At 63.8% G+C, this 24,621-nt stretch carries 22 protein-coding genes, 1 pseudogene and 2 riboswitches; of the genes and pseudogenes, 12 read left to right on the top strand and 11 right to left on the bottom strand.

The window, feature by feature from the left end; genetic code table 11:
- Positions 1-25 precede the first annotated feature (25 nt).
- Entirely contained in the window at positions 26-976 is a 951-nt protein-coding gene (locus PJE01S_RS04630; RefSeq protein ID WP_068831998.1) for a LysR substrate-binding domain-containing protein, read from the bottom strand.
- Between the two features lie 125 nt (positions 977-1,101).
- On the opposite strand from PJE01S_RS04630, the gene PJE01S_RS04625 reads away from it, so the two are divergent.
- The 3 genes from PJE01S_RS04625 to PJE01S_RS04615 all read left to right on the top strand — a co-directional run bounded on the left by PJE01S_RS04625 (position 1,102) and on the right by PJE01S_RS04615 (position 3,981).
- The gene (locus PJE01S_RS04625; RefSeq protein WP_068831997.1) at positions 1,102-2,154 is read left to right on the top strand and encodes a zinc-dependent alcohol dehydrogenase; all 1,053 of its coding nucleotides are present in this window, start codon (positions 1,102-1,104) and stop codon (positions 2,152-2,154) included.
- On the top strand, positions 2,151-2,909 hold the full coding sequence (locus tag PJE01S_RS04620; protein WP_068831996.1) for a DUF4286 family protein: 759 nt from the start codon (positions 2,151-2,153) through the stop codon (positions 2,907-2,909). The genes PJE01S_RS04625 and PJE01S_RS04620 overlap by 4 nt, the downstream gene beginning before the upstream one ends.
- A 79-nt stretch (positions 2,910-2,988) precedes the next feature.
- Positions 2,989-3,981 (top strand): Bug family tripartite tricarboxylate transporter substrate binding protein, encoded by a 993-nt coding sequence (locus PJE01S_RS04615; RefSeq protein ID WP_068832277.1) that lies wholly within the window; start codon positions 2,989-2,991, stop codon positions 3,979-3,981.
- A gap of 118 nt (positions 3,982-4,099) precedes the next feature.
- Here PJE01S_RS04615 and PJE01S_RS04610 read toward each other — a convergent pair whose 3' ends face one another.
- The 3 genes from PJE01S_RS04610 to PJE01S_RS04600 are packed head-to-tail and all read right to left on the bottom strand — an operon-like array spanning position 4,100 to position 6,281.
- Complete coding sequence (locus tag PJE01S_RS04610; protein ID WP_068831995.1) at positions 4,100-4,522, bottom strand: acyl-CoA thioesterase; 423 nt, start codon at positions 4,520-4,522, stop codon at positions 4,100-4,102.
- A gap of 23 nt (positions 4,523-4,545) precedes the next feature.
- Positions 4,546-5,448, bottom strand: coding sequence for a DMT family transporter (locus PJE01S_RS04605; protein WP_068831994.1), 903 nt, complete (start codon positions 5,446-5,448; stop codon positions 4,546-4,548).
- Positions 5,449-5,498: 50 nt separating this feature from the next.
- Entirely contained in the window at positions 5,499-6,281 is a 783-nt protein-coding gene (locus PJE01S_RS04600; protein ID WP_068831993.1) for an SDR family oxidoreductase, read from the bottom strand.
- 114 nt (positions 6,282-6,395) lie between these two features.
- Between PJE01S_RS04600 and PJE01S_RS04595 the strand changes: the two genes are divergently transcribed.
- The gene (locus PJE01S_RS04595; RefSeq protein WP_068831992.1) at positions 6,396-8,081 is read left to right on the top strand and encodes an electron transfer flavoprotein-ubiquinone oxidoreductase; all 1,686 of its coding nucleotides are present in this window, start codon (positions 6,396-6,398) and stop codon (positions 8,079-8,081) included.
- A gap of 413 nt (positions 8,082-8,494) precedes the next feature.
- On the opposite strand, the gene PJE01S_RS04590 is transcribed toward PJE01S_RS04595, so the two are convergent.
- Positions 8,495-9,811: an MFS transporter gene (locus PJE01S_RS04590; protein ID WP_068831991.1), complete on the bottom strand. Its 1,317-nt coding sequence runs from the start codon at positions 9,809-9,811 to the stop codon at positions 8,495-8,497.
- A gap of 317 nt (positions 9,812-10,128) precedes the next feature.
- Between PJE01S_RS04590 and PJE01S_RS04585 the strand changes: the two genes are divergently transcribed.
- The 6 genes from PJE01S_RS04585 to PJE01S_RS04560 all read left to right on the top strand — a co-directional run bounded on the left by PJE01S_RS04585 (position 10,129) and on the right by PJE01S_RS04560 (position 16,839).
- On the top strand, positions 10,129-10,722 hold the full coding sequence (locus PJE01S_RS04585) for a hypothetical protein (RefSeq protein ID WP_068831990.1): 594 nt from the start codon (positions 10,129-10,131) through the stop codon (positions 10,720-10,722).
- A 17-nt stretch (positions 10,723-10,739) separates the two neighbouring features.
- Positions 10,740-10,841: riboswitch (glycine riboswitch) on the top strand.
- 21 nt (positions 10,842-10,862) lie between these two features.
- A riboswitch (glycine riboswitch) is annotated at positions 10,863-10,964 on the top strand.
- Positions 10,965-11,010: 46 nt separating this feature from the next.
- On the top strand, positions 11,011-12,153 hold the full coding sequence (gene gcvT, locus PJE01S_RS04580) for a glycine cleavage system aminomethyltransferase GcvT (RefSeq protein WP_068831989.1): 1,143 nt from the start codon (positions 11,011-11,013) through the stop codon (positions 12,151-12,153).
- Positions 12,154-12,216: 63 nt separating this feature from the next.
- Positions 12,217-12,585: a glycine cleavage system protein GcvH gene (gene gcvH, locus PJE01S_RS04575; protein ID WP_068831988.1), complete on the top strand. Its 369-nt coding sequence runs from the start codon at positions 12,217-12,219 to the stop codon at positions 12,583-12,585.
- A gap of 32 nt (positions 12,586-12,617) precedes the next feature.
- The gene (gene gcvP / locus PJE01S_RS04570; RefSeq protein ID WP_068831987.1) at positions 12,618-15,512 is read left to right on the top strand and encodes an aminomethyl-transferring glycine dehydrogenase; all 2,895 of its coding nucleotides are present in this window, start codon (positions 12,618-12,620) and stop codon (positions 15,510-15,512) included.
- A 45-nt stretch (positions 15,513-15,557) separates the two neighbouring features.
- Positions 15,558-16,313, top strand: a complete 756-nt coding sequence (locus PJE01S_RS04565; RefSeq protein WP_068831986.1) for a sulfite exporter TauE/SafE family protein — start codon at positions 15,558-15,560, stop codon at positions 16,311-16,313.
- Between the two features lie 115 nt (positions 16,314-16,428).
- Positions 16,429-16,839 carry an FKBP-type peptidyl-prolyl cis-trans isomerase gene (locus tag PJE01S_RS04560; protein ID WP_068831985.1) on the top strand — a complete coding sequence of 137 codons (411 nt, stop codon included), beginning with the start codon at positions 16,429-16,431 and terminating at the stop codon, positions 16,837-16,839.
- A 73-nt stretch (positions 16,840-16,912) separates the two neighbouring features.
- Here PJE01S_RS04560 and PJE01S_RS04555 read toward each other — a convergent pair whose 3' ends face one another.
- Complete coding sequence (locus tag PJE01S_RS04555) at positions 16,913-17,800, bottom strand: alpha/beta fold hydrolase (RefSeq protein ID WP_068831984.1); 888 nt, start codon at positions 17,798-17,800, stop codon at positions 16,913-16,915.
- A gap of 100 nt (positions 17,801-17,900) precedes the next feature.
- On the opposite strand from PJE01S_RS04555, the gene PJE01S_RS04550 reads away from it, so the two are divergent.
- Positions 17,901-18,890, top strand: coding sequence for an LLM class flavin-dependent oxidoreductase (locus tag PJE01S_RS04550; protein ID WP_068831983.1), 990 nt, complete (start codon positions 17,901-17,903; stop codon positions 18,888-18,890).
- 142 nt (positions 18,891-19,032) lie between these two features.
- Here PJE01S_RS04550 and PJE01S_RS04545 read toward each other — a convergent pair whose 3' ends face one another.
- Positions 19,033-19,719, bottom strand: a complete 687-nt coding sequence (locus PJE01S_RS04545; protein WP_068831982.1) for an alpha/beta hydrolase — start codon at positions 19,717-19,719, stop codon at positions 19,033-19,035.
- Between the two features lie 30 nt (positions 19,720-19,749).
- A complete protein-coding gene (locus PJE01S_RS04540; protein ID WP_157090229.1) occupies positions 19,750-20,577 on the bottom strand; it encodes a DODA-type extradiol aromatic ring-opening family dioxygenase in 828 nt (275 codons plus the stop codon).
- Positions 20,578-20,699: 122 nt separating this feature from the next.
- Between PJE01S_RS04540 and PJE01S_RS04535 the strand changes: the two genes are divergently transcribed.
- Entirely contained in the window at positions 20,700-21,605 is a 906-nt protein-coding gene (locus PJE01S_RS04535) for a LysR family transcriptional regulator (protein ID WP_068831980.1), read from the top strand.
- 29 nt (positions 21,606-21,634) lie between these two features.
- On the opposite strand, the pseudogene PJE01S_RS26275 reads toward PJE01S_RS04535, so the two are convergent.
- The 3 genes and pseudogenes from PJE01S_RS26275 to PJE01S_RS04525 form a co-directional block, all read right to left on the bottom strand.
- A pseudogene (locus PJE01S_RS26275) lies at positions 21,635-21,976 on the bottom strand (RBBP9/YdeN family alpha/beta hydrolase); the annotation flags it as partial.
- A gap of 47 nt (positions 21,977-22,023) precedes the next feature.
- Entirely contained in the window at positions 22,024-23,418 is a 1,395-nt protein-coding gene (locus PJE01S_RS04530) for an L-serine ammonia-lyase (protein WP_068831979.1), read from the bottom strand.
- A gap of 42 nt (positions 23,419-23,460) precedes the next feature.
- Positions 23,461-24,621 carry a M20 aminoacylase family protein gene (locus PJE01S_RS04525; protein ID WP_068831978.1) on the bottom strand — a complete coding sequence of 387 codons (1,161 nt, stop codon included), beginning with the start codon at positions 24,619-24,621 and terminating at the stop codon, positions 23,461-23,463.

Raw genomic sequence — 24,621 nt, 5'->3', positions numbered from 1 at the left:
TGGATGCCGATCCCCTGCGTATTTGTCAGCCCGGTGGCAAAACACCGCGGTCCGTGCCATCGAGTCCGGCGGCAAGCCTGTCCGCCAGGCTGTCAAGCTCGGCTACGGCCAGCTGGGTCATCTGTGAAGACCAGTCGTCCTGCAGCTGCCGCTGTGCGCGCAGGATGACCAGCTGGCTTTTGGAGCGCGACGCCTGCAGCCGCCGGAACACCACCCGGCCAAACGGCAGGGTGGCAAACGAGGCCGGCACAATGGCCACGCCGAGACCGCAGGCCACCAGCGCCAGCACATTCACGAACTGGCCGGCCTCATGGCGGATGTCGGGCGTGAAGCCGGCCTCCAGGCACAGGGCGGCGGTGCGGTCGAAGTAGTCGGCCTCCTGGTAGCGCGAAAAGCTCACAAAATGCTCATGCGCGGCCCGCTTCAGGGACAGCGGCCCCTGGCCGGCGGCCAGCGGGTTGCCCTCGGGCAGGACCAGGCAGTAGGGGTCGTCAATGGCAGCGACCGTTTCCGCCGGCGTGCTGCCCTCGCCGGGGCGGGCGAAGCCCAGATCAATCTCGTCATTGCGCAAGGCCTGCAGCTGGCGCGAGGTGATCATCTCGCGCGCCTCGATGTTGGCAGCCAGGCCCGAGTCCCGCACCCGCTGCAACAGGCCCGGTAACACCGAATGCGTGGTCGAGGGCACAAGCCCCAGCCGCAAGGTCGCGCGCTGGCCCGACTGCCGCTCCCGCGCCCGTATCGTCGCCTGCTGCGCGCGCGCCAGAATCGCCCGCGCGTCTACCAGGAAGGACTCGCCAGCCTGCGTCAGCCGGACGCCGCGCGGCAGGCGCACAAACAGGCTGACCCCCAGCTCTTCTTCCAGCTGGCGGATTTGGGCCGACAGCGCCGGCTGGGCAATGAACAGCTTTTCAGCGGCCCGGCTGACACTGCCGAGTTCGGCCACGCCGACGAAATAACGCAGATGCCGCAGTTCCATGGACAGCTCTCCTTCATCCCGGTTGCCATATCCAATAAGTATGCTTCAAATACAAACTCGGTCTTTGACGTATGAATCAGGGCGGTCGACACTTCGGGCTCCTTCCCCACTGATGTGAACCCACGATGCACGCACTGCGCAAACTCAAACCAGGCTGCGGCCTGGATCTCCAGGACATCGCGCCCCCGCCCGCCCCCGGCCCGGGCGAGGTGCTGCTCAAGGTCAAATCCTCCGGTGTCTGCGGCACCGACCTGCACATTGACGAATGGACCCCTAGCTATCACTTTGTGACGGCTGCGCTGCCGGTCACCGTGGGCCACGAGTTCAGCGGCGAAGTCGCCGCCCGCGGCGAGGGGGTGGCCGGCCTGCCCTTGCAGCAGCTGGTGGCCGTGCGGCCGTCGGTGGTGTGCGGCCGCTGCGAAGCCTGCCTGGCCGGCCAGCCCGACGCCTGCGTCACGCGGCGCGGCATTGGCGTGACGCGTGACGGCGGCTTTGCCCCCTGGGTGCTGGTGCCGGCGCGCAACTGCGTGCCGATTCCCGCCGGTGTTGACGCCGAGGTGGCTGCCCTCACCGAACCCCTGACCGTGAGCCATGAGGCGGTGCGCACCGGCAACGTGCAACGCGGCGATCGCGTGCTGGTGCTGGGCCCCGGCAACATCGGTCAGGGCATCGCCATCTTTGCGTGGGCCGCCGGAGCGCGCCAGGTCGTGGTGGCCGGCCATGGCGACGCCGCGCGCTTCGAGGTGCTGCGCAAAATGGGTTTTACCGACCTCATCGATTTCGCCGACGGGGGCATGGAACAAGGCCTGACGCCTTACCTGCAGGAAGGCAAGTTTGATGTGGTGATCGAAGCCACCGGCGCTGCCGCCGTGATCGAGCCGGCGCTGCGCGCCCTCAAAACGCATGGGGTGCTGGTCATCACCGGCATCCATGCGGCGCCGGTGCCGATTGACCTGACGGCGCTGGTCCGCCAGCACCAGCAGATCCGCGGCTCCTACCGCGCGCCGGAGCAAGCCTGGCCCGAGGTGGTGGAATTCATGCGCAATCAGCAGGAGACGCTGCGCCACATGATCACGCACCGCGTGCCGCTGTCGCTGGCCTACGAAGGTTTCGCGCTGGCCCGCAGCAAGGTCGCGACCAAGGTCATGGTGCAGCCCGAGCTTGAAGCCGCGGTATGAGACGTCCCACCGCCCGCGCCTTCCTGGCCCTGTGGAACAGCATCAGCAGCCCGCAGCTGCAGCCGGAGTACGACACCTGGCACACGTTCGAGCATGTGCCCGAGCGCGTCGGCCTGCCGGGCTTTATCGAAGCGCGGCGCTACCGCTCGCATGAGGATGAGCCGTCGGCGCAGCCACCGCGCTACTTCACCTGCTACTGGCTGGCCTCCGTCGAGGCCCTGGCCACGGCGCAGTACCGCGAAGTGTTCACCCATCCCACCCCCTGGTCGGCCCGCATGCGCAGCGAGCTGCGCGACTTCTTGCGCCTGCCCTGCTCGCTGTCGGGCGCTTACGGCCAGTCCACGGCGACGCAGCTGGCCACCGTGCACTTGCGCGGCGACGCGGACCTTTTTGCCGCGCAAGCCGCAGCCCGGCTGGGGCAACTGGTGGACCAGGCAAGGATCGTCTGCACCCACTGGGGGACGGCGGTGGCGTCAGAAGATTTCCCGATTGCCAACCGCACGAGCGCCGTCGAGGCTGCCGGAGCCGGCGCGGACTTCGTCGTGATGCTGCAGGGTATGGACCGTGCCGCCCTGCGCGCCCACACGCACGCGCTGGTGCAGGCCCTGTCGCCCGTGGCCACAGCGGTTTCAGCGCCCGCTTTTTTCGAACTGCAGAGCCAGGTCCGCCAGGACGAACTGGCCAGCCCTTCAAGCGCGCGCCAACCGCCGCGCCCGCATCTGTTTCAAGCCTTCAAAAACCAGGAGACCCTATGAACCCCCACGCTCACATTTGTTCGCTGCCCCCCAAGGGGGCGCTTGCCTCCTTTGAGGCGGCTCGGCAGGAGCCATGACCATGACTCGCACTAAACCATCCTTCTTGACCCGCGCCGGGCTGACCCTGCTCGGCCTGGCGTTGCTGCCGCTGGCCGCCGGTGCCCAGACCCAAGCCGCCTGGCCAAGCAAAGCCGTGCGCATCATCGTGGGTTATCCCAGCGGCTCCTCACCCGACATCCAGGCCCGCATGCTGGCCGAGCCACTGTCCAGGGCCCTGGGCCAGCCCGTGATCGTGGAGAACAGGCCCGGTGCCAGCGGCAACATCGGCGCCGATATCACGGCCAAGGCCGACGATGGCCACACCATCGGCGTCATCGGCAACGGCCCACTGACCAGCTCCAAATTCCTCTATGCCAAGCTGCCCTATGACCCCCTGAAGGACTTGGCGCCTATCGCCCTGATCGGCGCGGCGCCGCTGATCTGGGTGGCGCCGAAATCAGCGATCACAAGTTCGGTGGACGATTACATCAAACAGGTCCGCGCCAGCGGCGACAAACTCGCTTACGGCTCCATAGGTGCCGGCTCAGGCAGCCATCTGGGCATGGAGCTGGTCAAGGAACAGCTGGGCATCAACCCACTGCATGTGCCATTCAACGGCGGCCCGCCCATTCTCAACGCCATGATGGGCGGACAAGTGCATATGACCTTGCTGCCCGCATCGACCGTCATGCCGATGGTGCAGGCGGGCAAACTGACGGCCGTGGCCGTGACCTCGGCCAAACGCAGTCCACTGGAACCCGAGCTGCCTTCGATGCAGGAAATCGGCGCCAAAACCACCAACATCGAAGTGTGGAACGCGGTCATGGCGCCCGCCAAAATGCCGGCAGCGCACCAGGCGCGCCTGAGCAGCGAGTTCGGCAAAATCCTCGGCTCGCGCGAGATGCGGCAAAAACTCTTTCTGCTGGGCTGGAAAGCCGACGACACCTCCGCCACCGCACTCGCGCAGCGCATCAAGAGCGACACGGCCACGTATGGCGATTTGATTGCCAAGAAGGGGCTCAAGCTCGACTGAGTTGACAGCGCCGGCACGGTCAATGTCCTACCCGGCTTCTGGCACTGGCGTAGTCGCTATTAATTTGATAGCCATCTACGCCCATCGACAAAGGGCAGGCGCCACATTAAACTCAAATTCAGCCCTCAACCAGCTGGCGCATCCAGTGCGGCAGGGTCTTGGCTTTTTGCGCCGGAAAGTCCACCCAGATCGTGGTGGCGCCGCCTGCGGCACAGATCACATCGGGTTGGTCCGCGCGCGCCATCGTCGCCCAGCTTTCAAAGGTGGTGCGGCCGGGGTCGCTCACATACATCTTGACCAGCACGTCGCGCGGGTATTCGAGCTGCTTATAGAAATTGCAAAAGGCATTGACGATCACCGGCCCCTCGCCCTGCGGGTCGGGCTTGCATCCAATGGTGTACATCCAGTCGATGCGTATGGTTTCCAGGTAACGAAAGTAAGTGCCGTTGTTGAGGTGGCCCATCGCGTCCATGTCGCCCCAGCGAATGGCGATGCGCATCTCGTGGACCAGTTTCTTCTTTTCGGGAATTTCAATTTTCATGCGCCAGGGTCGCTCAAGCTGACTCAGCGGTGAGCCCGTATGGAGGAAAGAATGCCCAGCGTGAACAGTACGCAGGCACCGAACTGCGCGGGCGTGGGCCAATGGCCGTCCCAGGCAAAAGAATACAGCAGCGCAAAAATGGTTTCGCTGACGATGAGCTGCCCGCACAGGCTGGCGCTGAGCCGCTGGCTGGCCATGTTCCACAAAATGGTGGCCAGCCAGGTCGAGCCGAAACCGGCCATCACGCACAACAGGGCAAAGCTGGCCCGCTCTTCACGTGCCGCCAGCACGCCGGCCCCGGAGCCCGCCGCCAGCCACATCAGCAGCGCGCCCAGGCCGGTGGCCACGCCCAGCCAGTTGGCCCAGTCGGTGGCATTGACCTCGGGGTGCCTCTTGAGCCAGGCCGAATTGACAATGGCGAACACCGTCCAGCACAGCAGCGAGATCAAGGCAAAGACAATGCCGCGCCAGAAATGCGTGGCATCGCCGGCGCCCGCGCCCTGCGTGGAACCCATCATGAGCAGCAGGCCCGCGAAGGTAAGCAGCAGCCCCGGCAGCAGCGCTGACCAGCGCAGGCCCAGCGGCTTGCCCAGCAGCATGATCCACAGGGGGATGGTGCCTATGATGAGGGTGGGCACTTCCGTGCCCGCATCGCGGATGGCCAGCACCAGCAGCAGGTAGTAGCCGCTAAAGCCCAGCACGCTCATGACCAGCGCGGCCCCGGCCTGCCGCGGCGTGGGCCAGCGCCGGCGCCCCAGGCCCAGCAGCATCACGGCGGCAGCCACCACGCCGTAAACGGCAAAGCGACCGGCCGTGAGGTCCACCGAGGAATAACCGCCCTCGCCCATGGTGAGCATGCGCGGCACCACAAACACCAGGCCCCACAGCGCGCCCGCCGCGAGCCCCGCCAGCACCCCCGTCAGCATGCGCTGGCTGGTTTTTTATTTTCGGAAACCGGACGCCCTCCAGCCATCATTCAGACGCCGAAACCGTCGTCGGCCGCAATGATGGCGCCGTTGACGAAGTGGCTCTCAGCGCTGGCCAGCATGACCAGCAGCGCGTCCAGGTCTTGCGGCTTGCCAATGCGCTTGCGCGGCAGCATCTGCACCAGCTTTTGGCCCGGCTCGGTTTCCCAGTGGTGGTGGTTGATCTCGGTGTCGATGTAGCCCGGGCAAATGGCGTTGACGTTGATGCCGAACTTGCCCCACTCCAGCGCCATGGCCTTGGTCATTTGCACCACGGCGGCCTTGCTCATGCAGTACACGCCGATTTGCGGCAGCACGCGCAGCCCCGCCATGGAGGCGATGTTGATGATGCGCCCCCCCGCGTAGGTGCCGGGTGCCGCCCCCTTGGCGCGGGCCAGCATGCGCTTGCCGACTTCCTGGGCGACAAAAAACGCGCCCTTCACGTTGGTGTTGAAAATGAAGTCGTAGTCTTCTTCGGCCACTTCCTGCAGGCGCTGCGTCGTGCTCACGCCGGAATTGTTGACGAGAATGTCGATAGGGCCGACCTCGGTTTCGGCATGGGCCACGCCGGCCTTGATGCTGGCGTAGTCCGTCACATCGAGCGATACCGCGTGCGCATCGCCGCCCTCGGCCTCAATTTGCGCGCGCAGTTCCTTGAGCTTGTCGAGTCTGCGGCTGGCCAGCACCACGGCAGCGCCGGCCCGGCTCAGTGTTTTTGCGAACTGCGCACCCAATCCGCCAGAAGCGCCGGTCACCAGGGCGACACGTCCCGAAAGATCCAAACTGTAGGCCATTGGAGACTCCTCCCGATGAAAGATGAACGACTATTCGGGCTATCTGCATTCGCAACATAAAATCAGCGGCGAGACAAAGAACCTATCCTGAAATTCATTATCAGCGAGTCCCCGATGAATAACCAAGAAATTCTGGCCCAGTTCGGCCCCCGTGAGGCCATGGAATATGACGTCGTCGTTGTGGGCGGCGGCCCCGGCGGCCTGTCCACGGCGATTCGCCTCAAACAACTCGCGGCCGAAAAGGGCACGGACATTTCCGTCGTGGTACTGGAAAAAGGCTCCGAGCCCGGCGCGCACATTCTCTCGGGCGCGGTGATGGACCCCAAGGCCCTCACCGAACTGATTCCCGACTGGAAGGCCCAGGGCGCGCCGCTGAACCAGCCTGTCACCAGCGACGAAGTGCTGTTCCTCAGCGAAACCGGCGCGACCAAGACGCCCAATTTTCTGGTGCCCGACTGCTTTCACAACGAAGGCAATTACGTCATCAGCCTCGGCAATGTGGTGCGCTGGCTGGCGCAGCAGGCGGAAAACCTCGGCGTTGAAATTTTCCCCGGCTTTGCCGCTGCCGAAGTGCTCTACAACGAGGACGGCTCAGTCAAGGGCGTGGCCACCGGCAACCTGGGTATCGGCAAAGACGGCGAGCCGACCGACAACTTCCAGCTCGGCATGGAACTGCACGGCAAATACACCGTGTTTGCCGAAGGCGCGCGCGGCCACCTGGGCCGCCAGCTGATCAGCCGCTTCAAGCTCGACGAAGGCAAGGACCCGCAGGCCTACGCACTGGGCGTGAAGGAACTCTGGGAAATCGATTCGTCCAAACACAAGCCCGGCCTGGTCGTGCACACCGCCGGCTGGCCCATGGACAGTCAGACCTACGGCGGCGGTTTCATGTACCACCTGGAAGACAACAAGGTCACGCTCGGCTTTGTCACCGGTCTGGACTACAGCAACCCCTACCTCAGCCCATTTGAAGAAATGCAGCGCTGGAAAACCCACCCCGCTATCCGCCAATACCTGGAAGGCGGCAAGCGCATCAGCTATGGCGCGCGCGCCATCACGGCGGGCGGCGCCCTGAGCCTGCCCAAGACCGTGTTCCCCGGCGGCGCCCTGGTAGGCTGCGAAGCCGGTTACCTCAACGCCAGCCGCATCAAGGGCAGCCACGCCGCCATCAAGACCGGCATGCTGGCCGCCGAAGCCGCCTATGCGGCCGTGACCGCCGGCCGCCAGCACGACGAACTGAGCGCCTACCCCGAGGCCTATGCCAAGAGCTGGCTGGCGCAGGAGCTGAACCAGTCGCGCAACTTCAAGGCCTGGTTCAAGAAGGGCGTGTACATGGGCTCGCTCATGACGGGCATCGAGCAGTGGCTGCTGCCCAAACTGGGCATCAAGAGCCCGCCGTGGACGATTCACCGCAGCCAGCCGGACTACGCCATGCTCAAGCCGGCGGCCGAGTGCACACCCATCGTCTATCCCAAGCCCGACAACAAAATCAGCTTTGACCGTTTGAGTTCTGTGTTTGTGTCCAACACCAACCACGAAGAGCAGCAGCCTGCGCATCTCACGCTCAAGGACGCCGGCGTGCCGGTCAACATCAACCTGGCCAAATACGCCGGCCCCGAAAGCCGCTACTGCCCGGCCGGCGTGTATGAGTTTGTGAAGAACGAGGACAACAGCGATCGCCTGCAGATCAACGCGCAAAACTGCGTGCACTGCAAGACCTGCGACATCAAGGACCCGACGCAAAACATCGTCTGGGTCACGCCGGAGGGCGGCGGCGGGCCCAACTACAGCGGCATGTAAGCGCTGCGCACTCTTGTTAAAAAAGCCCGGCAAGCCGGGCTTTTTTTTGTGGTGCAGGGCTTGCAACTATTGTGGTGGCCGGCGCTGGGGCCCTGTCTTCACCCGACCGCACGATTGACGGACTGCCGCACGGCGCAAGCCAGCGACGCCGAATGGGGGCGCCCGCACGGCCATCAACCTGCCGACCCTCACAGCCACATGGCCGCGGCGCTGGCAAATCTGCGGCCGAGATGATTGACTGGACGCCGGATCCGGCCATCGCCAGTATCGTGACCCGCTGGCCCGCGACGATCGATGCCGCGCGGGCTAGAGGGCTTGGTCTTATGCCAGCCAGCAACTTTGAGTCTTTCATCAGCGAATACCTGCGTGACAACGCGGATGCCGTCACAACAGAGATGCGCTCCTAGACCAGGTTACTTGTTGACGAGTCGAGCCGGCACGCTCAGCGTGAGCAGCGCGCCAAGCACCATCGACGCTGCCAGCAAATACATGCCCGTGTTCGTACTTTGCGTCAGGTCCTTCAGCCAGCCAACCAGAAACGGACTGACAAAGCCAGCGAGATTCCCGAGGGAGTTAATCAGTGCAATCCCGGCTGCTGCGCCAGCTCCGGCAAGAAACGCCGTCGGCAGGCTCCAGAACAAGGGCAGCGTTGTCAGGATACCCATGGTCGCCAGCGTCAATGCTGCCATGGCAAGTCCCGTGTTTTGCCCCCAAACGGCGCTGAGCACCAGGCCGGCAGCGCCCAAGAGCGCAGGAATGGCAATATGCCAGCGTCGTTCGCGGCTACGATCGGCGCTGCGAGACACCAGGACCATCGCAACCACTCCGAAACCGAAGGGAATGGCGGTCAGCAGACCAATCTGCAGCGCATCTTTCACGCCGGTGGCCTTGATTATTGTTGGCAACCAAAAGCTGACGCCGTAAAGCCCCATCACAAAGCTGAAGTAGATCAGGCTCATCAGCCAGACCCTTGGATCAGTGAATACCGCGCCAATTTCGAGGTCCTGCTTGCCGGCGTTCTCCGCGACAATGTTGCGTTCGAGCAGTGCCTTTTCTTGCGGCGTCAGCCATTTCGCATGGGCGATCCGGTCATCAAGATAAAAGAATGTGACGATGCCCATGATGATCGAGGGCAGGCCTTCAAGAATAAAGAGCCACTGCCAGTCTTTCAAACCGTTCACACCGGCAAAGCTGTGCATGATCCAGCCCGACAGCGGCCCGCCGATAACGCCAGACAGCGCGATCGCCGTCATGAACAGCGCGGTCATGCGACCCCGGCGTTCGGCGGGGTACCAGTAGGTCAGATAAAGAATGATGCCGGGAAAGAAGCCCGCCTCGGCCACACCGAGCAGGAAGCGCAGCACGTAGAAACTCGTCGCCGATGTGACGAACATCATCGCCGCCGAAATCACCCCCCAGGTCACCATGATGCGCGCAATCCAGATGCGCGCGCCGACCCGATGCAGGATCACATTGCTCGGGACCTCGAACAGAAAATAGCCGATGAAAAAAATACCCGCCCCCAGCCCATAAACCGTCTCGCTAAGATTCAGGTCTTGCAGCATCTGCAGCTTGGCGAATCCAACATTGACGCGATCAAGATATGCAACGACATAGCAAAGCAGCAGGAAGGGGATCAGACGCCAGCCGACCTTGTTATAGGTGGCTGCTTCAAAGCTGTCGGCAGGCCTGCGGGCGCTCTCAACACCATCAAGCGTTTTTGTTTCCATGTTGTCTCCTCTTTTTATAGGCCAATCAGGCAGATATCCACGGTGGAGCCCGCACCAACGACCCAGGCCGCAGTTTACTTGGACTTTTCAAGTTCTCTACGGCGCCGTAATCATGTGTTCATCGCTGCCAGTGCCCGACTTTCGCGCGATTGACTGCGGCTGGAGGCGGCGCTGCAATCGCCTGCCCTCTTTCTGCCGGGTGTCATTGCAGCGCTGTTTGTGAGCGGGTGTCCACGAAATAAACGGGACAAGCATTCACGCGCCTGTCATCTTTGGGCGCGATGCTAGGAGGTTCATTGCTCTATGAATGAGATCCCATGCAGCTTCACAAAACCGACCGGGCCCGTGCTGAACTGAAACCCGGCGTGCGCACGCTCGGCCAGCGCGAGCGCACCCTGCTGTTGCTGGCCGACGGCAGCAAGTCCGTGCAGGATTTCCGTCCGCTGTTTGATGGCGACGGCGAGGAAATTGCCCTGCGCCTGCTGCGTGAGGGCTTTCTGGAGGCGCATCCGGGCATCAAGTCGGCCGCGGCGCCCGTGGCTGTACCTTCCCCCCAATCGGCAGCTGGCGCAACGAGCACCGGGCAGCGTCCAAACGAGCCCAGGCCGGAATCCGCGCAAGCCATTGCGGTGGCGGCCGACGCATTCGAGGGGAAACGCTCCCTCGCCACCACGCGCATGTTCCTCTTTGACATCTGCGAACGCATGTTTGTCCGGCGCAACCCCGACATGGCCGAGCGCTTTCGCGAAGCCCTGCGCAATGCCAAGGACCGCGAGAGCATGCTCGCCGCCTCTCGCGAGATGCTGGAGGAAATTGAAACCATCGCAGGCCACGAGCGCGCGGACTCCCTCAGCGAGCGCATTGCCATGCTTTTACCAGCGGCCGATTCAAGCGCCAGTATGGCGGCCTAAGCCCCGCTTCCGTTACACTTGCCGGGTCAGGAGAGAGTTTTCACAGAAAACCGCCGAAGGCGCATGTGCCACCCACAATGGGGCACTGAACGCTCAGGCAAAAGGACTGGCAAGCGCTTTCCGGTACACGCTGCCGGAAGGCGTTCCCTACTGGAGAGAGGCCGTTTTCAAAGCGGCCCACCGAAGGAGCAAACCTGCATCGCCAGGTGAATCTCTCAGGTAAAGTGGACAGCAGGGGCAGCCCATGGTTTTTGGCCATGACTATAGTTTGCCCCCGGAGAAAACTCTGTGTCCAACCCCGAAACTCTTCTCAAAACACCGCTGCATGACCTGCATGTAGAGCTTGGCGCACGCATGGTACCGTTTGCCGGCTATTCCATGCCGGTGCAATACCCGGCCGGCCTGATGGCCGAGCACCACCACACCCGCAACGCCGCCGGCCTGTTTGACGTCTCGCACATGGGCCAGTTGCGCCTGGTCGGGCCGGATGCCGCCGCCGCGCTCGAAAGCCTGCTACCCGTCGATGTCATCGACCTGCCCGCCGGCAAGCAGCGCTACGGCCTGCTGCTCAACGACGAAGGCGGCATCATCGACGACCTGATGTTTTTCAACCGCGACCATGCGAATGGCGGCGACCTCTTCCTTATCGTCAACGGCGCCTGCAAGGCGGGCGACATCGCCCATATCCAGGCAAAAATCGGCGCCCGCTGTGAAGTCATTCCCATGCCCGAGATGGCGCTGCTGGCCTTGCAGGGCCCGCAGGCCGTGACGGCCTTGCAGCGCCTGGCGCCCGGTGTGGAGCAGCTGGTGTTCATGTCGGGCGGGCGCTTCAGCATCGCCGGCTGCGACTGTTTTCTGACCCGCAGCGGCTACACGGGCGAAGACGGCTTCGAAATCTCGGTGCACGAATCGCAGGCCGAGACGCTGGCGCGCGCCCTGCTCGCCCAGCCGGAAGTCGAGCCCATAGGCCTGGGGGCGCGCAATTCGCTGCGGCTGGAAGCCGGCCTGTGCCTTTACGGCAACGACATCGACACCAGCACCACGCCGGTGGAAGCCAGCCTGAACTGGGCGATTCAAAAAGTCCGCCGCACGGGCGGCGCGCGCGCCGGCGGCTTTCCGGGTGCCAGCAAAATTCTGGCCCAACTCGCCGACCCCGCCAGCACCGTGGCCAGAAAGCGCGTGGGCCTGGTCGCGCTGGAACGCATTCCGGTGCGCGACCACACCGAACTGCAAAGCGCCGACGGCGCACCGATTGGCGAAGTCACCAGCGGCCTGCTGGGCCCCACGATCAACCAGCCCGTGGCCATCGGCTATGTGCGCCCCGAATTCGCCGCCCTGGGCACCCGCGTGAACGCCATCGTGCGTGGCAAGGCGGTGCCCATGGAGGTGTCGGCCATGCCTTTCGTTCCGACCCGCTACTACCGCGGCTGATGTCGCGGCTGATTTCTTTCCTGCTTTTTTAACCCCTTCCTTACCCAACCTCTGGAGACCCCCATGACCGTCAAATACACCGAAGACCACGAATGGCTCAAGATTGAAGGTGACACGGCCACCGTCGGCATCACCGTGCATGCGCAGGATGCCCTGGGCGATGTGGTGTTTGTCGACCTGCCCGCCGTCGGCAGCGTCCTTGCCCAGAAAGACACCGCCGGCGTGGTGGAGTCCGTGAAGGCCGCCGCCGATGTCTACATGCCGGTCAGCGGCGAAGTCATCGAAATCAACGAAGCCCTGCGTGACGATCCGTCACTGGCCAACAGCGACCCGCTGGGTGCCGGCTGGTTCTTCAAGATCAAGCTTTCAGCGCCTTCGCAGCTGGATGCGCTGATGGACGAAACCAGCTACACCGCTTTCTCCGCCGCCTGATATTCCTAAACAGCCTGACCCGAGACCCTGACATGTTGATGCAATCCGCCAAGCCGCTGGGCGATCTTGAAAACCCATCCGAATTCATTGCCCGCCACATCGGCATTGATGAGGCCGACGAAGTCCACATGCTCAGCGTCGTGGGCTCGGCCTCGCGCCGGGACCTGATCGACGGCATTGTGCCGCGCGCCATCGCGCGCCACAGCGCCATGGCGATTCCCGCCCCGGTCACGGAGGCGGCGGCGCTCAAGCAGCTCAAGGCGATTGCCGCCAAAAACCAGGTCTTCAAAAGCTTTATCGGCCAGGGCTATTACGGCACCTACACGCCCGGCGTGATCCTGCGCAACGTGCTTGAAAACCCCGCCTGGTACACCGCCTACACGCCCTACCAGGCCGAGATTTCACAGGGCCGCATGGAAGCGCTGATCAACTTCCAGACCATGGTCTGCGACCTGACCGGCATGGCCGTTGCCAATGCTTCCATGCTGGACGAGGCCACGGCCGCCGCCGAAGCCATGACGCTGGCCAAGCGCAGCGTGAAAAGCAAGAGCCGTGTCTTCATCGTGGCCGGCGACTGCCATCCGCAAACCATTGAAGTGATCCAGACCCGCGCCAAACCGCTGGGCATTGAAGTCAAGGTCAGCACCGCGTCAGCTACCCTGCCGCTGCTGATGGCCGAGGGCAACTACTTCGGCGTGCTGGCGCAGTACCCGGCCACCACCGGCAGCATTCATGACCTGCGGCCGCTGGCCGGCCAGGCGCATGCCGATGGCGCCGCCCTGTGCGTGGCCGCCGACCTGCTGGCGCTGACCCTGCTCGCCCCCCCGGGCGAATGGGACGCCGACATCGTGCTGGGCAGCACGCAGCGCTTTGGCATGCCCATGGGCAATGGCGGCCCGCATGCGGCCTACCTCGCCTGCCGCGACGAATTCAAGCGCTCCCTGCCCGGCCGCCTGGTCGGCGTCAGCGTGGACAGCCACGGCAACCCGACCTACCGCCTGGCCCTGCAAACCCGCGAGCAGCACATACGCCGCGAAAAAGCCACCTCCAACATCTGCACCGCGCAGGTGCTGCCCGCCGTGATGGCCAGCATGTATGCGGTCTACCACGGCCCGCAAGGCCTGCGCCGCATCGCCGAACGCGTGGCCGCCTACACCGCCATTTTTGTGCGCGGCCTGCAGGAACTGGGCTACGAAATCACCAACGCGGGAGCCTTTGACTCGGTCACCATCCGCACCGCGGACGCTACCAATTCAATAGCTGAACGCGCCCGCCAGTCAAGGGTAAACCTGCGTTGTCGCTTGAACAATCACCTGGGCGTGTCGCTGGACGAAACCACCAGCCGCTCGGACATCGAACAGCTCTGGTCCTTCTTCGCCAAGCCGGGCCAGACCGTGCCGGTCGTCAGCGCGTTTGAAAAAGGCATCGCCTCCCTGATCCCCGAAGACTTGCGCCGCACCAGCGCCTTCCTGACGCATCCGGTGTTCAACACCCACCATTCCGAAACCGGCATGCTGCGCTACATCCGTACGCTCAGCGACAAGGACCTGGCGCTGGACCGCAGCATGATCCCGCTGGGCAGCTGCACCATGAAGCTCAACGCGACCAGCGAGATGATCCCCATCACCTGGCCCGAGTTCGCCAACATCCATCCCTTCGCGCCGCAAGACCAGTTGCAGGGCTATGCCGAGCTCGACAAGCAGCTGCGCGACTGGCTGTGCCAGGCCACGGGCTATGCCGGCATCAGCCTGCAGCCCAATGCCGGCTCCCAGGGTGAATATGCCGGCCTGCTGGCCATCAAGGCCTTTCACAATGCCAACGGCGGCCGCCACCGCAACATCTGCCTGATTCCGGCCAGCGCCCACGGTACCAACCCGGCCAGCGCCCACATGGCCGGTTTGCAGGTCGTGGTGACCGCCTGTGACGCGAATGGCAATGTGGACATGGCCGACCTCCAGGCCAAGTGCGAAAAGCACAGCGAGCACCTGGCCTGCGTGATGATCACCTACCCCAGCACCCACGGCGTCTTCGAGACCCATGTGAAGGACCTCTGCCAGCTGGTGCACTCGCATGGCGGCCGGGTTTATGTCGATGGCGCCAACATGAATGCGCTGGTCGGCGTGGCCGCGCCCGGCGAATTCGGCGGCGACGTGAGCCACCTGAATCTGCACAAGACCTTCTGCATCCCGCACGGCGGCGGCGGCCCCGGTGTCGGCCCGGTGTGCGTGGTGGCCGACCTGGTGCCCTACCTGCCCGGCCATGCCACGGCCGGCCTGCCCGTCAATGGCGTGGGCGCGATTTCTGCGGCACCGCTGGGCAATGCGGCCGTGCTGCCCATCAGCTGGATGTACTGCCGCATGATGGGCCCCGAAGGCCTGAAGCAGGCCACCGAGGTCGCCATTTTGAGCGCCAACTACATCAGCGCGCGCCTGAAGGACCACTACCCCACGCTGTACGCCAGCGAAAACGGTCACGTCGCCCACGAGTGCATTCTGGACCTGCGTCCGCTCAAGGAAACCAGCGGCGTGACGGCCGAAGATGTCGCCAAGCGCCTGATGGACTACGGCTTCCACGCCCCGACGCTGAGCTTTCCCGTGCCCGGCACGCTGATGGTGGAGCCCACCGAAAGCGAAACCCTGGCCGAACTGGACCGCTTCATCAACGCCATGATCGCGATCCGCGAAGAGATCCGCAAGGTCGAAGGCGGGCAATGGCCGCAGGACAACAACCCGCTCAAGCATGCGCCGCACACCGCGGCCAGCCTGATGGGTGCCGACTGGGACCGCCCCTACTCGCGCGAGACCGGTGCCTTCCCGCTGGAAACGCTCAAGCAGCTCAAGTACTGGCCGCCGGTGGGCCGCGTGGACAACGTCCACGGCGACCGCAACCTATTTTGCAGCTGCGTGCCCGTGGGCAACTACGCCTGAGGCAGGCCGCAGGCTGTCAAGACGCGCCGCACGACCTGGCCCGGCATGGATTCGCAGACCGCGCTGATCGTGACGGGCGCCGTCGTGGCCGGTTTTGTGCAAGGCCTCTCGGGCTTCGGCTTTGGCCTGGTCGCCATGTCCTTCTGGGCCTGGACGCTGGACCCCCGCCTGGCCGCCGCCCTGGTGGTCTGCGGGGCACTGACCGGGCAACTGATTGCGGCGGTCACGGTGAGACGCGGCTTTGAACTGCGACGGCTGGCCCCGTTCCTGGCCGGCGGCCTGCTGGGCATTCCCGTCGGCTTGCTGGTGCTGCCCTGGCTGGACGTGCAGATGTTCAAAACCTTTCTGGGCCTGCTGCTCATGCTCTGGTGCCCGGCCATGCTGATGGCCGGGCGCCTGCCGCGCATCCGCGTCGGCGGACGGCTCGGCGATGGCCTGGCGGGCAGCCTGGGCGGCGTCATGAGCGCCATGGGTGGTTTTTCCGGCGTCATTCCCACGCTCTGGTGCACCTTGCGGGGCTATGACAAGGACGCCCAGCGCGCCATCATCCAGAACTTCAATCTGGCCGTGCTGGCGGTCACCATGAGCACCTATGTCGCCACCGGTATCGTGACGCGCGACACCCTGCCCATGCTGGCCGTCGTGATCCCGGCGATGCTGATTCCCTCTCTTCTCGGCGGCCGCGTTTACATCGGCCTCAGCGAGGCGGCGTTCCGAAAAATCGTGCTCGGCCTGCTGACGGCTTCGGGCCTGGCCTTGCTGGCGTCTTCATTGCCTCTGCTGCTGGGCCGCGCCAGCTGATGCGGACTGTAGCGTTCCGTTACAGCGCGTCGCGCCAGCCGGAGATAATTCCCCGGACACCTCAACGCGCGCTGCTTTTTTGTTCAGAAAACTATCCCTCCTAACGCCCACCACCATGAAAACCACAAAACCCCTTCTGGCCCTGCTCGCCACTTTGGCCCTGGCCGGCCAGGCCTTCGCCGCAGCACCCGCCGAGACGCTGCCCACGGGCGTCAAGATTGTGCACAGCGTTGATGGCAGCGGCCCGCAACCGAAGGCCTCGGACACGGTCAGGGTCCACTACCGCGGCACCCTCGCCGATGGCAAGGAATTTGACAGCTCCTACAAACGCGGCAGCCCCGCCACCTTCCCGCTCAGCCGGGTGGTGCCGTGCTGGACGGAAGGCCTGCAAAAAATCAAGGTCGGCGGCAAGGCCACGCTGACCTGCCCGCCCGCCACGGCCTATGGCGAACGCGGCGCCGGCGGCGTCGTGCCGCCCAACGCCACGCTGACCTTCGAGGTCGAACTGCTGGCCATCGAAAAGTAAGGCGTAGCGAGACAGCCCCCGCAAGGAAGAACCCGGCGGCCTGTTTTGCCGCCGCTGGCCGGACTGGCCTTTATCAATCCATCACGCCAGCTGACTGGCGCAATACCTTGCGCAGCGCCTCGTCAAACGCGTGGTGGCGCTCAAACTGAACCCAGTGTCCGGCATCCTCAATCCAGGTCAGCGACCTGAAATGGGGGGCCTGCTGCAAGGCCGTCGCCAAGGCCTCGGCTTCCCCCCGGTAGAGCGCATCTTCCCGGCCATAAATCGCGTCAACCCGGCACTGCACCTGCGCCAGCGAGCGCCGCAGCGCATCGGTGCGCGACAAGCGCCGCCCTTTCATCCGGTCACGCATGACATTGGCCACATGCAGTTGCAAAGCGGTCTCGGTGACAGCTTCGGGCCGGTACAGCATCAAGGCCGCCAGATTGCCACGGTGCACCGCCTCGCGCTGGGCCACTTCGGGCAAATGCCGCCAGGCCCGTAAACGAATGGATCGCAGCGGGTCAATGCCCAGCCCCGGCGCCCCCACGATCACCAGGCGGACGACCCGCGCCGGAAATCGCTCCGCCAGAAAGCCCGCCACCATGCCCCCGAAGGAAAACCCGACCAGTTCACAGGCACGCTCGCCAAGCAAAAGCTGCAGCCCCTGCTCAAGGGGTTCGGGCAAGGCATCGGCATCGTTGCCCTGCAGCGGCACGGCGGAATCGCCAAAGCCGGGCAAGTCGGGCACCAGAACCTGACGTCCCGAAGCCACCAGCGCGGGAACATTGCACAACCAGTGTGTCCAGCTGCCGCTGCCGCCGTGAAACAGCACCACGGGCGCCAGGCCGGGATGGGCGTTGGTCTGGCCCCAGACATGCCAGACCAGCTGGCCGGTCCCGCAAGGGGTGTCCATGCGGGTCGCGGTTGCCAGAAGTGTCTGTGCTGCGTCGGGCAGCGGAGCGGTGATGGAGAAGGTCATGCCCTGTTTATACCTTCCTGACAGCCCGTCACCGGGGCAGCGCTGAAGGCCTGCCGCCGCCTTGCATCCCGCCCGGCATGCCAACCATAATCGCCTTGCGATGATCCCATTTTCAGTCCTTGATCTGTCATCCATCGTCAGGGGTGCCACGGCCGCCGATGCCTTTGGCCACACGCTGGCACTGGCCCGGCACGCGGAAAGACTGGCGTACCGGCGCTTCTGGCTGGCCGAGCACCACAACAACCCGGGTATTGCGAGCGCGGCCACCGCCGTGCTGATCGGCCATGTGGCGGGCGGCACGAAGACGATTCGCGTGGGCTCGGGCGGCGTGATGCTGCCCTACCACGCCCCGCTGGTGATCGCCGAGCAGTTCGGCACGCTGGCCTCGCTCTATCCAGGCCGGATCGACCTCGGACTGGGCCGGGCGACCGGCACCGACCCGCTGACCGCCCACGCCCTGCGGCATGAGCAGACCCAGCATGCCGACACCTTCGCGCAGGACGTGGAGGAGCTCAGGGGGTATTTCGAACCGCTGCAGCCCGGTCAGCAAGTCCGTGCCGTGCCCGGTGCCGGGCTCAAGGTCCCGCTCTGGCTGCTGGGCTCCAGCCTCTTCGGCGCCCAGCTCGCCGCCCAGCAGGGCCTGCCGTTTGCGTTTGTCTCGCACTTTGCGCCCGACATGCTGATGCACGCGCTGGACATTTACCGTGAGCGCTTCAAGCCTTCGGCGCAACTGCCAAAGCCCTATGCCATGGTCGTGGCCCATGTGGTGGCCGCCGACACCGATGCTGCAGCACGTTACCAGTTCAGCTCCATCCAGCAGGCCATGACCAACCTGCTGCGCGGCCACCCTGGCCTGATGCCGCCGCCAATCGACAACATCGACGCCTACTGGTCGCCGGCTGAAAAAACCGGCGTCCAGCACATGCTCAAGTACGCCATGGCAGGCTCGGCCGCCACGCTGGCAGCCAGCCTTCGCCATTTCATGGCGGACACCGAAGCCGACGAGTTGATGCTGACCATCCCTGTCCACGATCCCCTGATCGCGCAGCACTCCCTGGACATCACAGCCCGGGTGCGGGACAGCCTGTAGGCCGGCCCCGCGCCGCATTCACTATCATTTCTATAGCTGGCTGCGCATGAAAGCCAAGGGCTGGAGGCGGATTTCACTTAAAAACAACCCGCAGGCCGAAGGCATGGAGGCGGCGACGCGTCCGTAGAAGGCAGCGCACCAGCTACGCCGCCAGTTCCTTCAGCCACTGCATGGCCTGCGCCAGCTCATCGGGGGTGATTTCATGGGCATTGGGAAACTCGGCATAGCGCAGCGTGAGCGGTAGCGTTTGCAGCTGATCGCGAATCGCCTGGGCATGGGCCAGCGGCAGCACCTGGTCGCGCGTGCCCGCGCTGACCCAGAGCTGCTTGCCTTGCAGTTGCCCGGCCGGGGCGATCTGCGGCAGCACCTCCGCCAGCAGACGGCTGTGCAGCACCATGGCCCCTTGCAGCAGTTGCGGCTGCGTCAGCAGCAGCGACAGGGCCATGATGCCGCCCTGGCTGAAGCCGCCCAGCACCACACGCTCGGGCGGCACGCCGAGCTGCTGCGACAGCGCCGCAATGGTATCGGCCACCAGCTGGCGGCTCGCTGCTTCCTGCGCCTGGTTGATGACGCGCTGGCCCTGCGGCGTGACGCCAAACTGGAACCAGGCGTAGGCGCCATGGCCCACCACGTTGGGCGCGCGCAGGCTGACCACATGGAACTGGGCCGGCACATGGGCGGCCAGGCCAAACAGGTCGGCCTCGTTGCTGCCCACGCCGTGCATCAGGACCAGCAGCCACGGCTGGGTGCTCCCCGGCGCGGCGTCACGCTTCAAAAAAGATAGCTGTTGGCGCCCGTTGGCATTGGGCTGCAGGCTTGTTTCACTCATATCAATCCTTTTTTAACACCTTGCAGGGTTTCAGGCCGGCTGCGCCGTAGCGAGCGCAAACGAATCCATGGCCAGAATGCCGTACATCACTTCGCGGCTCAGGTAGTCGGCCTTCACCGACTCATCCTCGCCCCAGCCGGCTGCCCCCAGCGCAAAAAACAGCGGCAGGAAATGGTCTTCACTCGGGTGCGCGCGCTGCGCGTGCGGGGCCTGGCGGCGGTAGTCCAGCAGGGTGGCCTGGTCGCCGCGCTCAATCGCCGACTCGACCCAGCGACTGAACTCGATCACATAGGGCGCCGGCTCGCGTGCGCCACCAAAAAACTCGCGCAGGTTGTGCGTCATGCTGCCCGAGCCGATGAGCAAAACGCCTTGCTCCCGCAGGCCGCTCAGGGCCCGGCCCATGGCCAGGACCTGTGCCGGGCCGGCGCCCACGGGCAGGGCGACTTGAACCACCGGCACCTGCGCCTCGGGGAACAAATGCATCAGCGGCACCCAGGCGCCATGGTCCAGCGGCCGTTCGGCGTCGCTGTCGGCCGGCAGGCCGGCCGCCTTCAGCAAGCCCAGCACCTCAGACGCCAGGGCCGGGTGGCCGGCTGCGGGATATTGCAGCTCGTACAGCGCGGGCGGAAAACCGCCAAAGTCATGCCAGGTGGCCGGCGCCGGATTACTCATGACGGCGGGCGCGCGCGCCATCCAGTGCGGCGACATGATGACGATGCCGCGCAGCGTAGCGGAAGCGGCCAGTTGCCGGCCCCAGCGCGTGAGCGCCGGGCCGGTGGTGCCAGCCTCAATGGCGAACAGCGGTGCGCCATGGGAAACATACAGGACAGGAAGTAAAGGCAGTGCGGGGCGACTCATGGGGTCATTCTTTCCAAAGCTCATGCCGCCACTGTATCTATCCGGAAATCAAAGATAAATATCAAATTTATTGAATAATTGTCTTTGTTTTTTAGACAATAAACTTCTGAAGCGCCAAACCCATGGACCAATTTCGCCAGCTCCAAGCCTTTGTTGCCGTGGTGCAAAGCGGCAGTTTTGTCAGGGCCGCCGACAAACTGGACTGCTCCAAGGCCGTGGTTTCGCGCCTGGTGCTGGAGCTCGAAGCTCAGCTCGGCACCCGGCTGTTGAACCGCACCACGCGGCGGCTGTCACTCACGGACTCGGGCTCGGACTACTTCGAGCGCGGCCGCCAGATCCTGGACGAGCTGGCCGACGCCAACGCCGCGGCCAGCGCCACCACGGCCCAGCCCGCGGGCCGCCTCAAGATCAACGCGCCGCTGACCTTTGGCAATCTGCACCTGGCGCCGCTGTGGGGCGAGTTCCTCAAGGCCTATCCGCAAGTCGAGCTGGACGTGACGCTGGCCGACCGCGTGGTCGATCTGGTCGAAGAAGGCTTTGACCTGGCCGTCCGCATCAGCGCCGCCACCAGCCTGCAAAGCTCCAGCCTGGTGGCGCGCCCGCTCAGCAGCGACCGGGCCATTCTGTGCGCCTCGCCCACCTACCTGCAGCGCGCCCCCGCCATTGCGCAGCTGAAAGACCTGGCCCAGCACAGCGTGATGGCCTACTCCTACTGGTCGGCCGGCGATGTGTGGACGTTTGCGGGGCCCCAGGGACCGGAATCCGTGACCACCCATCCCCGCCTGCGCGCCAACAGCGGCGATACCTGCCGTGCGGCGGCCCTGGCCGACCAGGGCATCGTGCTGCAACCCGGCTTTCTGGTGGGGCCGGACCTCAAAGCCGGCCGCCTCGTGGAAATCCTGCCGCACTACCGCGGGCCGGCGCTGGGCATCCACGCCGTGTACCCGAGCCGAAAACACCTTTCGGGCAAAATCCGTGTCATGGTGGACTTCCTGGCGCAGGCCTTCAGGCAGCCGGGCTGGCTCTAGCCGCCCTTGCACGGAAGTCCCACTAACTTTCATGAATGCGGATCGTTGGCGCTCGCGACGACGATGCATGGGAAAGGGAGCCGACTCTCCGGCACGGGCTCAAAACCGCGTGCGTTCGGGAAAATTGGCGCTTTGGGATCGGGCACTGCGACGAGCAGAGCTCCGACGCATCCGCGCCCTCCCCCCGCAGCCCAATGAGCGATCGTCAGTGCGCCAAGGCTGTGTGCCGCTAAAAGTATCGGTCGCCCCTCATCCTTGACCGCGTTGTCAAGCCGGCGCATCCATTGCCCAAGTTCGGGTTTATGCCATTCACCGAAACTCACCTGGCGAGCGCCGAGTCCGTTCGATTCCCAGTGTTCGTGCCAGTGACCGGGCTCCGAATTTCCCTATCCTGGGAGGGTTAAGACAGAGAACATTTCTAGCACTCGACGATGTTGACCGCGAGCCCTCCACGCGAGGTCTCTTTGTATTTAGTCATCATGTCTGCGCCCGTCTCGCGCATGGTTTTGATGACTTTATCCAAGCTGACATGATGCGTTCCATCGCCATGAAGGGCCATTCGAGCTGCATTAATGGCTTTTACCGACGCAATGGCGTTGCGCTCGATGCATGGTATCTGCACCAGCCCTCCCACAGGATCGCACGTCAGTCCCAAATGGTGCTCCATGCCGATTTCCGCAGCGTTCTCTACTTGTTCAGGTGAACCGCCCATCACTGCACAGAGTGCTGCCGAGGCCATGGAGCAAGCCACGCCAACCTCGCCTTGGCAACCAACCTCTGCGCCCGAGATGGATGCATTCTCTTTATAAAGTATCCCTATGGCTCCCGCCGTCAGCAGGAAGTCGATGACGCCAGCATCTGTTGCGCTCGACAAATGACGTGCATAGTAATGCAGGACCGCCGGAATGATTCCGGCCGCCCCATTGGTAGGAGCAGTCACTACACGGCCGCCAGAAGCGTTTTCTTCATTCACAGCTAGCGCGTAAAGGTTTACCCAATCCAACACAATCAACGGGTCCGGCGCCTTTTGATCTGACGATGGCGCGGTTAAGGCGCGGTGCAACGCGGCCGCTCTGCGCCTGACCTTGAAGCCGCCAGGAAGCCTCCCCTCAGCGCGGCAACCTCTGCTCACACAATCCTGCATCACCGACCAAATTTTCAAAAGGCCACTGTCGATCTCCGCATCACTTCTCCAATGCCGTTCGTTCCTTCTCATCACCTCGGCAATACTGCATCCAAGATCACGAGTGATAGCGAGAAGGTCGTCTCCGGTTCGGAACGGGAGTGGCAAGACAGTGACGTCTGGTGCGATCACCTTCTGCTTGCTGCCGTCCTCGGCGACTTGGTCGCTCACCACAAAGCCACCTCCCACAGAGTAGTAGGTGTGAGACGTAAGTTCTTCCCCGCGTGAGTCAAATGCCGTGAACTTCATACCGTTCGCGTGGAAGGGCAAGGTTTTAAGAAGGTAGAAAAGAACGTCGGCCTTCTCATTGAGCGCAATGCCACGCCGTCCAAGCAGCTCTACGCGGCCCCTGCTACGAATGTCTGCCAGCAAGGTCGGGATATCGTCTGGCTGAACAGTGTCAGGCTCATACCCGGCAAGGCCTAACAAAATGGCGGTGTCACTTCCATGGCCTTTCCCTGTGGCGCCCAAGGAGCCATAGAGCTCAGACTTCACGCGTGCCACGGAATCCAATACGCCTTCGCTGACTAAGCGCAGAGTAAAAAGGCGAGCGGCCCTCATCGGCCCCACGGTGTGGGAACTCGACGGGCCGATACCTATTTTGAAAAGGTCAAAAATGCTGACTGCCAATGTGTTGCCTCGCAGGCTTGGTTATAAGTGAAATTGACCGGGTCAGACTAGCTGGGTTTGCACAAGGCTTACCCAATAGGCCGCGCCGAGCGCGAGCGTTGAATCGTTGAAGTCGTATCGAGGGTTGTGAAGAGGCTTGCTGGGCTGAGAGCCATCCGCTCCAAGCCAGATATAGGCGCCTGGACACGCCTGGAGCATGAAGGCGAAATCTTCCGACGCCATCGATGGCTTGACACCAAGTTGGACGTTGTTGCTGCCCACAAGGGCTTTTGCAGCGATGATCGCGTTGTCAGTTTGCGCCGGCGTATTGATTGTTGGTGGGTAACCTTTTTTGTAAGCTACGCTGGCCGTAGCACCGTGCGCAGCGGCCACTAGCTGGCAGATCGAACGCAAAGACTCTTCAACCCGTGCTCGTACGATTTCTGAAAAGCACCTTGCGGTCCCGCGTATCACGACACTGTCAGGAATCACGTTCATGGCGTCGCCGCCGTGAATCTGGGTCACGCTAACCACCGCCGAGTCCAGCGCGCTTAACAAGCGGCTGGGAATGGTCTGCAGCGACATGACAATTTGCGCCACACTGATGAAGGGGTCAATGCCTTGCTCGGGCATGGCCGCGTGGCTACCGCGCCCCTGGATCTCGACCTCAAAAGTGTCGAGGGCGGCCATCATGGGGCCGTGGTTGATCGCGAACTGGCCCGCTTTCAGTCCGGGCCAGTTGTGCATTCCATAGACCGCGTCACAGGGAAAGCGCGTGAAAAGACCGTCTTCCACCATAGCCCTACCCCCCCCTTCATTCTCTTCAGCCGGCTGGAAAATAAAGTGAACCGTTCCCTTGAAGTTCCGCTCACGGGCAAGGTGCTTGGCTGCCCCCAAAAGCATTGCGGTATGGCCGTCGTGGCCGCAGGCATGCATACGGCCGGCGTGAGTCGAGCAATGCGGGATGTCGCCCAGCTCAACCACCGGCAACGCGTCCATGTCCGCGCGAAGTCCGATGGAGGGACCCTCGCCATTGGTCAAGGTACCGACAACGCCGGTTTTCCCAAGGCCTCGATGGATATCGATCCCCATTGCGGACAATTCGGCGGCGACCTTGTCCGACGTCCTGAACTCGGCGAAAGCAAGTTCTGGGTGAGCATGGAGATCACGCCTCCAGCTGACCATGGATTCCACCAAGTCAGCGCCCAGGATGGATTGTTCCAT

This window comes from Polaromonas jejuensis NBRC 106434 (genome assembly GCF_001598235.1).
GTDB classification, from domain to species: Bacteria; Pseudomonadota; Gammaproteobacteria; order Burkholderiales; family Burkholderiaceae_C; genus Polaromonas; species Polaromonas jejuensis.
This window is presented reverse-complemented; position numbering and strand designations above follow the sequence as displayed.

Bases quoted from the DNA above. Each gene is read 5' to 3' on its own strand.
- PJE01S_RS04560 (WP_068831985.1), top strand. From the start codon at position 16,429: ATGAAAACCACAAAACCCCTTCTGGCCCTGCTCGCCACTTTGGCCCTG.
- PJE01S_RS04545 (WP_068831982.1), bottom strand. From the start codon at position 19,719: ATGAGTGAAACAAGCCTGCAGCCCAATGCCAACGGGCGCCAACAGCTA.
- PJE01S_RS04610 (WP_068831995.1), bottom strand. From the start codon at position 4,522: ATGAAAATTGAAATTCCCGAAAAGAAGAAACTGGTCCACGAGATGCGC.
- PJE01S_RS04605 (WP_068831994.1), bottom strand. From the start codon at position 5,448: ATGCTGACGGGGGTGCTGGCGGGGCTCGCGGCGGGCGCGCTGTGGGGC.
- PJE01S_RS04555 (WP_068831984.1), bottom strand. From the start codon at position 17,800: ATGACCTTCTCCATCACCGCTCCGCTGCCCGACGCAGCACAGACACTT.
- PJE01S_RS04615 (WP_068832277.1), top strand. From the start codon at position 2,989: ATGACTCGCACTAAACCATCCTTCTTGACCCGCGCCGGGCTGACCCTG.
- gcvH (WP_068831988.1), top strand. From the start codon at position 12,217: ATGACCGTCAAATACACCGAAGACCACGAATGGCTCAAGATTGAAGGT.
- PJE01S_RS04620 (WP_068831996.1), top strand. From the start codon at position 2,151: ATGAGACGTCCCACCGCCCGCGCCTTCCTGGCCCTGTGGAACAGCATC.
- PJE01S_RS04540 (WP_157090229.1), bottom strand. From the start codon at position 20,577: ATGAGTCGCCCCGCACTGCCTTTACTTCCTGTCCTGTATGTTTCCCAT.
- gcvP (WP_068831987.1), top strand. From the start codon at position 12,618: ATGTTGATGCAATCCGCCAAGCCGCTGGGCGATCTTGAAAACCCATCC.
- PJE01S_RS04525 (WP_068831978.1), bottom strand. From the start codon at position 24,621: ATGGAACAATCCATCCTGGGCGCTGACTTGGTGGAATCCATGGTCAGC.
- PJE01S_RS04625 (WP_068831997.1), top strand. From the start codon at position 1,102: ATGCACGCACTGCGCAAACTCAAACCAGGCTGCGGCCTGGATCTCCAG.
- PJE01S_RS04595 (WP_068831992.1), top strand. From the start codon at position 6,396: ATGAATAACCAAGAAATTCTGGCCCAGTTCGGCCCCCGTGAGGCCATG.
- PJE01S_RS04585 (WP_068831990.1), top strand. From the start codon at position 10,129: ATGCAGCTTCACAAAACCGACCGGGCCCGTGCTGAACTGAAACCCGGC.
- PJE01S_RS04630 (WP_068831998.1), bottom strand. From the start codon at position 976: ATGGAACTGCGGCATCTGCGTTATTTCGTCGGCGTGGCCGAACTCGGC.
- PJE01S_RS04600 (WP_068831993.1), bottom strand. From the start codon at position 6,281: ATGGCCTACAGTTTGGATCTTTCGGGACGTGTCGCCCTGGTGACCGGC.
- PJE01S_RS04535 (WP_068831980.1), top strand. From the start codon at position 20,700: ATGGACCAATTTCGCCAGCTCCAAGCCTTTGTTGCCGTGGTGCAAAGC.
- PJE01S_RS04565 (WP_068831986.1), top strand. From the start codon at position 15,558: ATGGATTCGCAGACCGCGCTGATCGTGACGGGCGCCGTCGTGGCCGGT.
- PJE01S_RS04590 (WP_068831991.1), bottom strand. From the start codon at position 9,811: ATGGAAACAAAAACGCTTGATGGTGTTGAGAGCGCCCGCAGGCCTGCC.
- PJE01S_RS04550 (WP_068831983.1), top strand. From the start codon at position 17,901: ATGATCCCATTTTCAGTCCTTGATCTGTCATCCATCGTCAGGGGTGCC.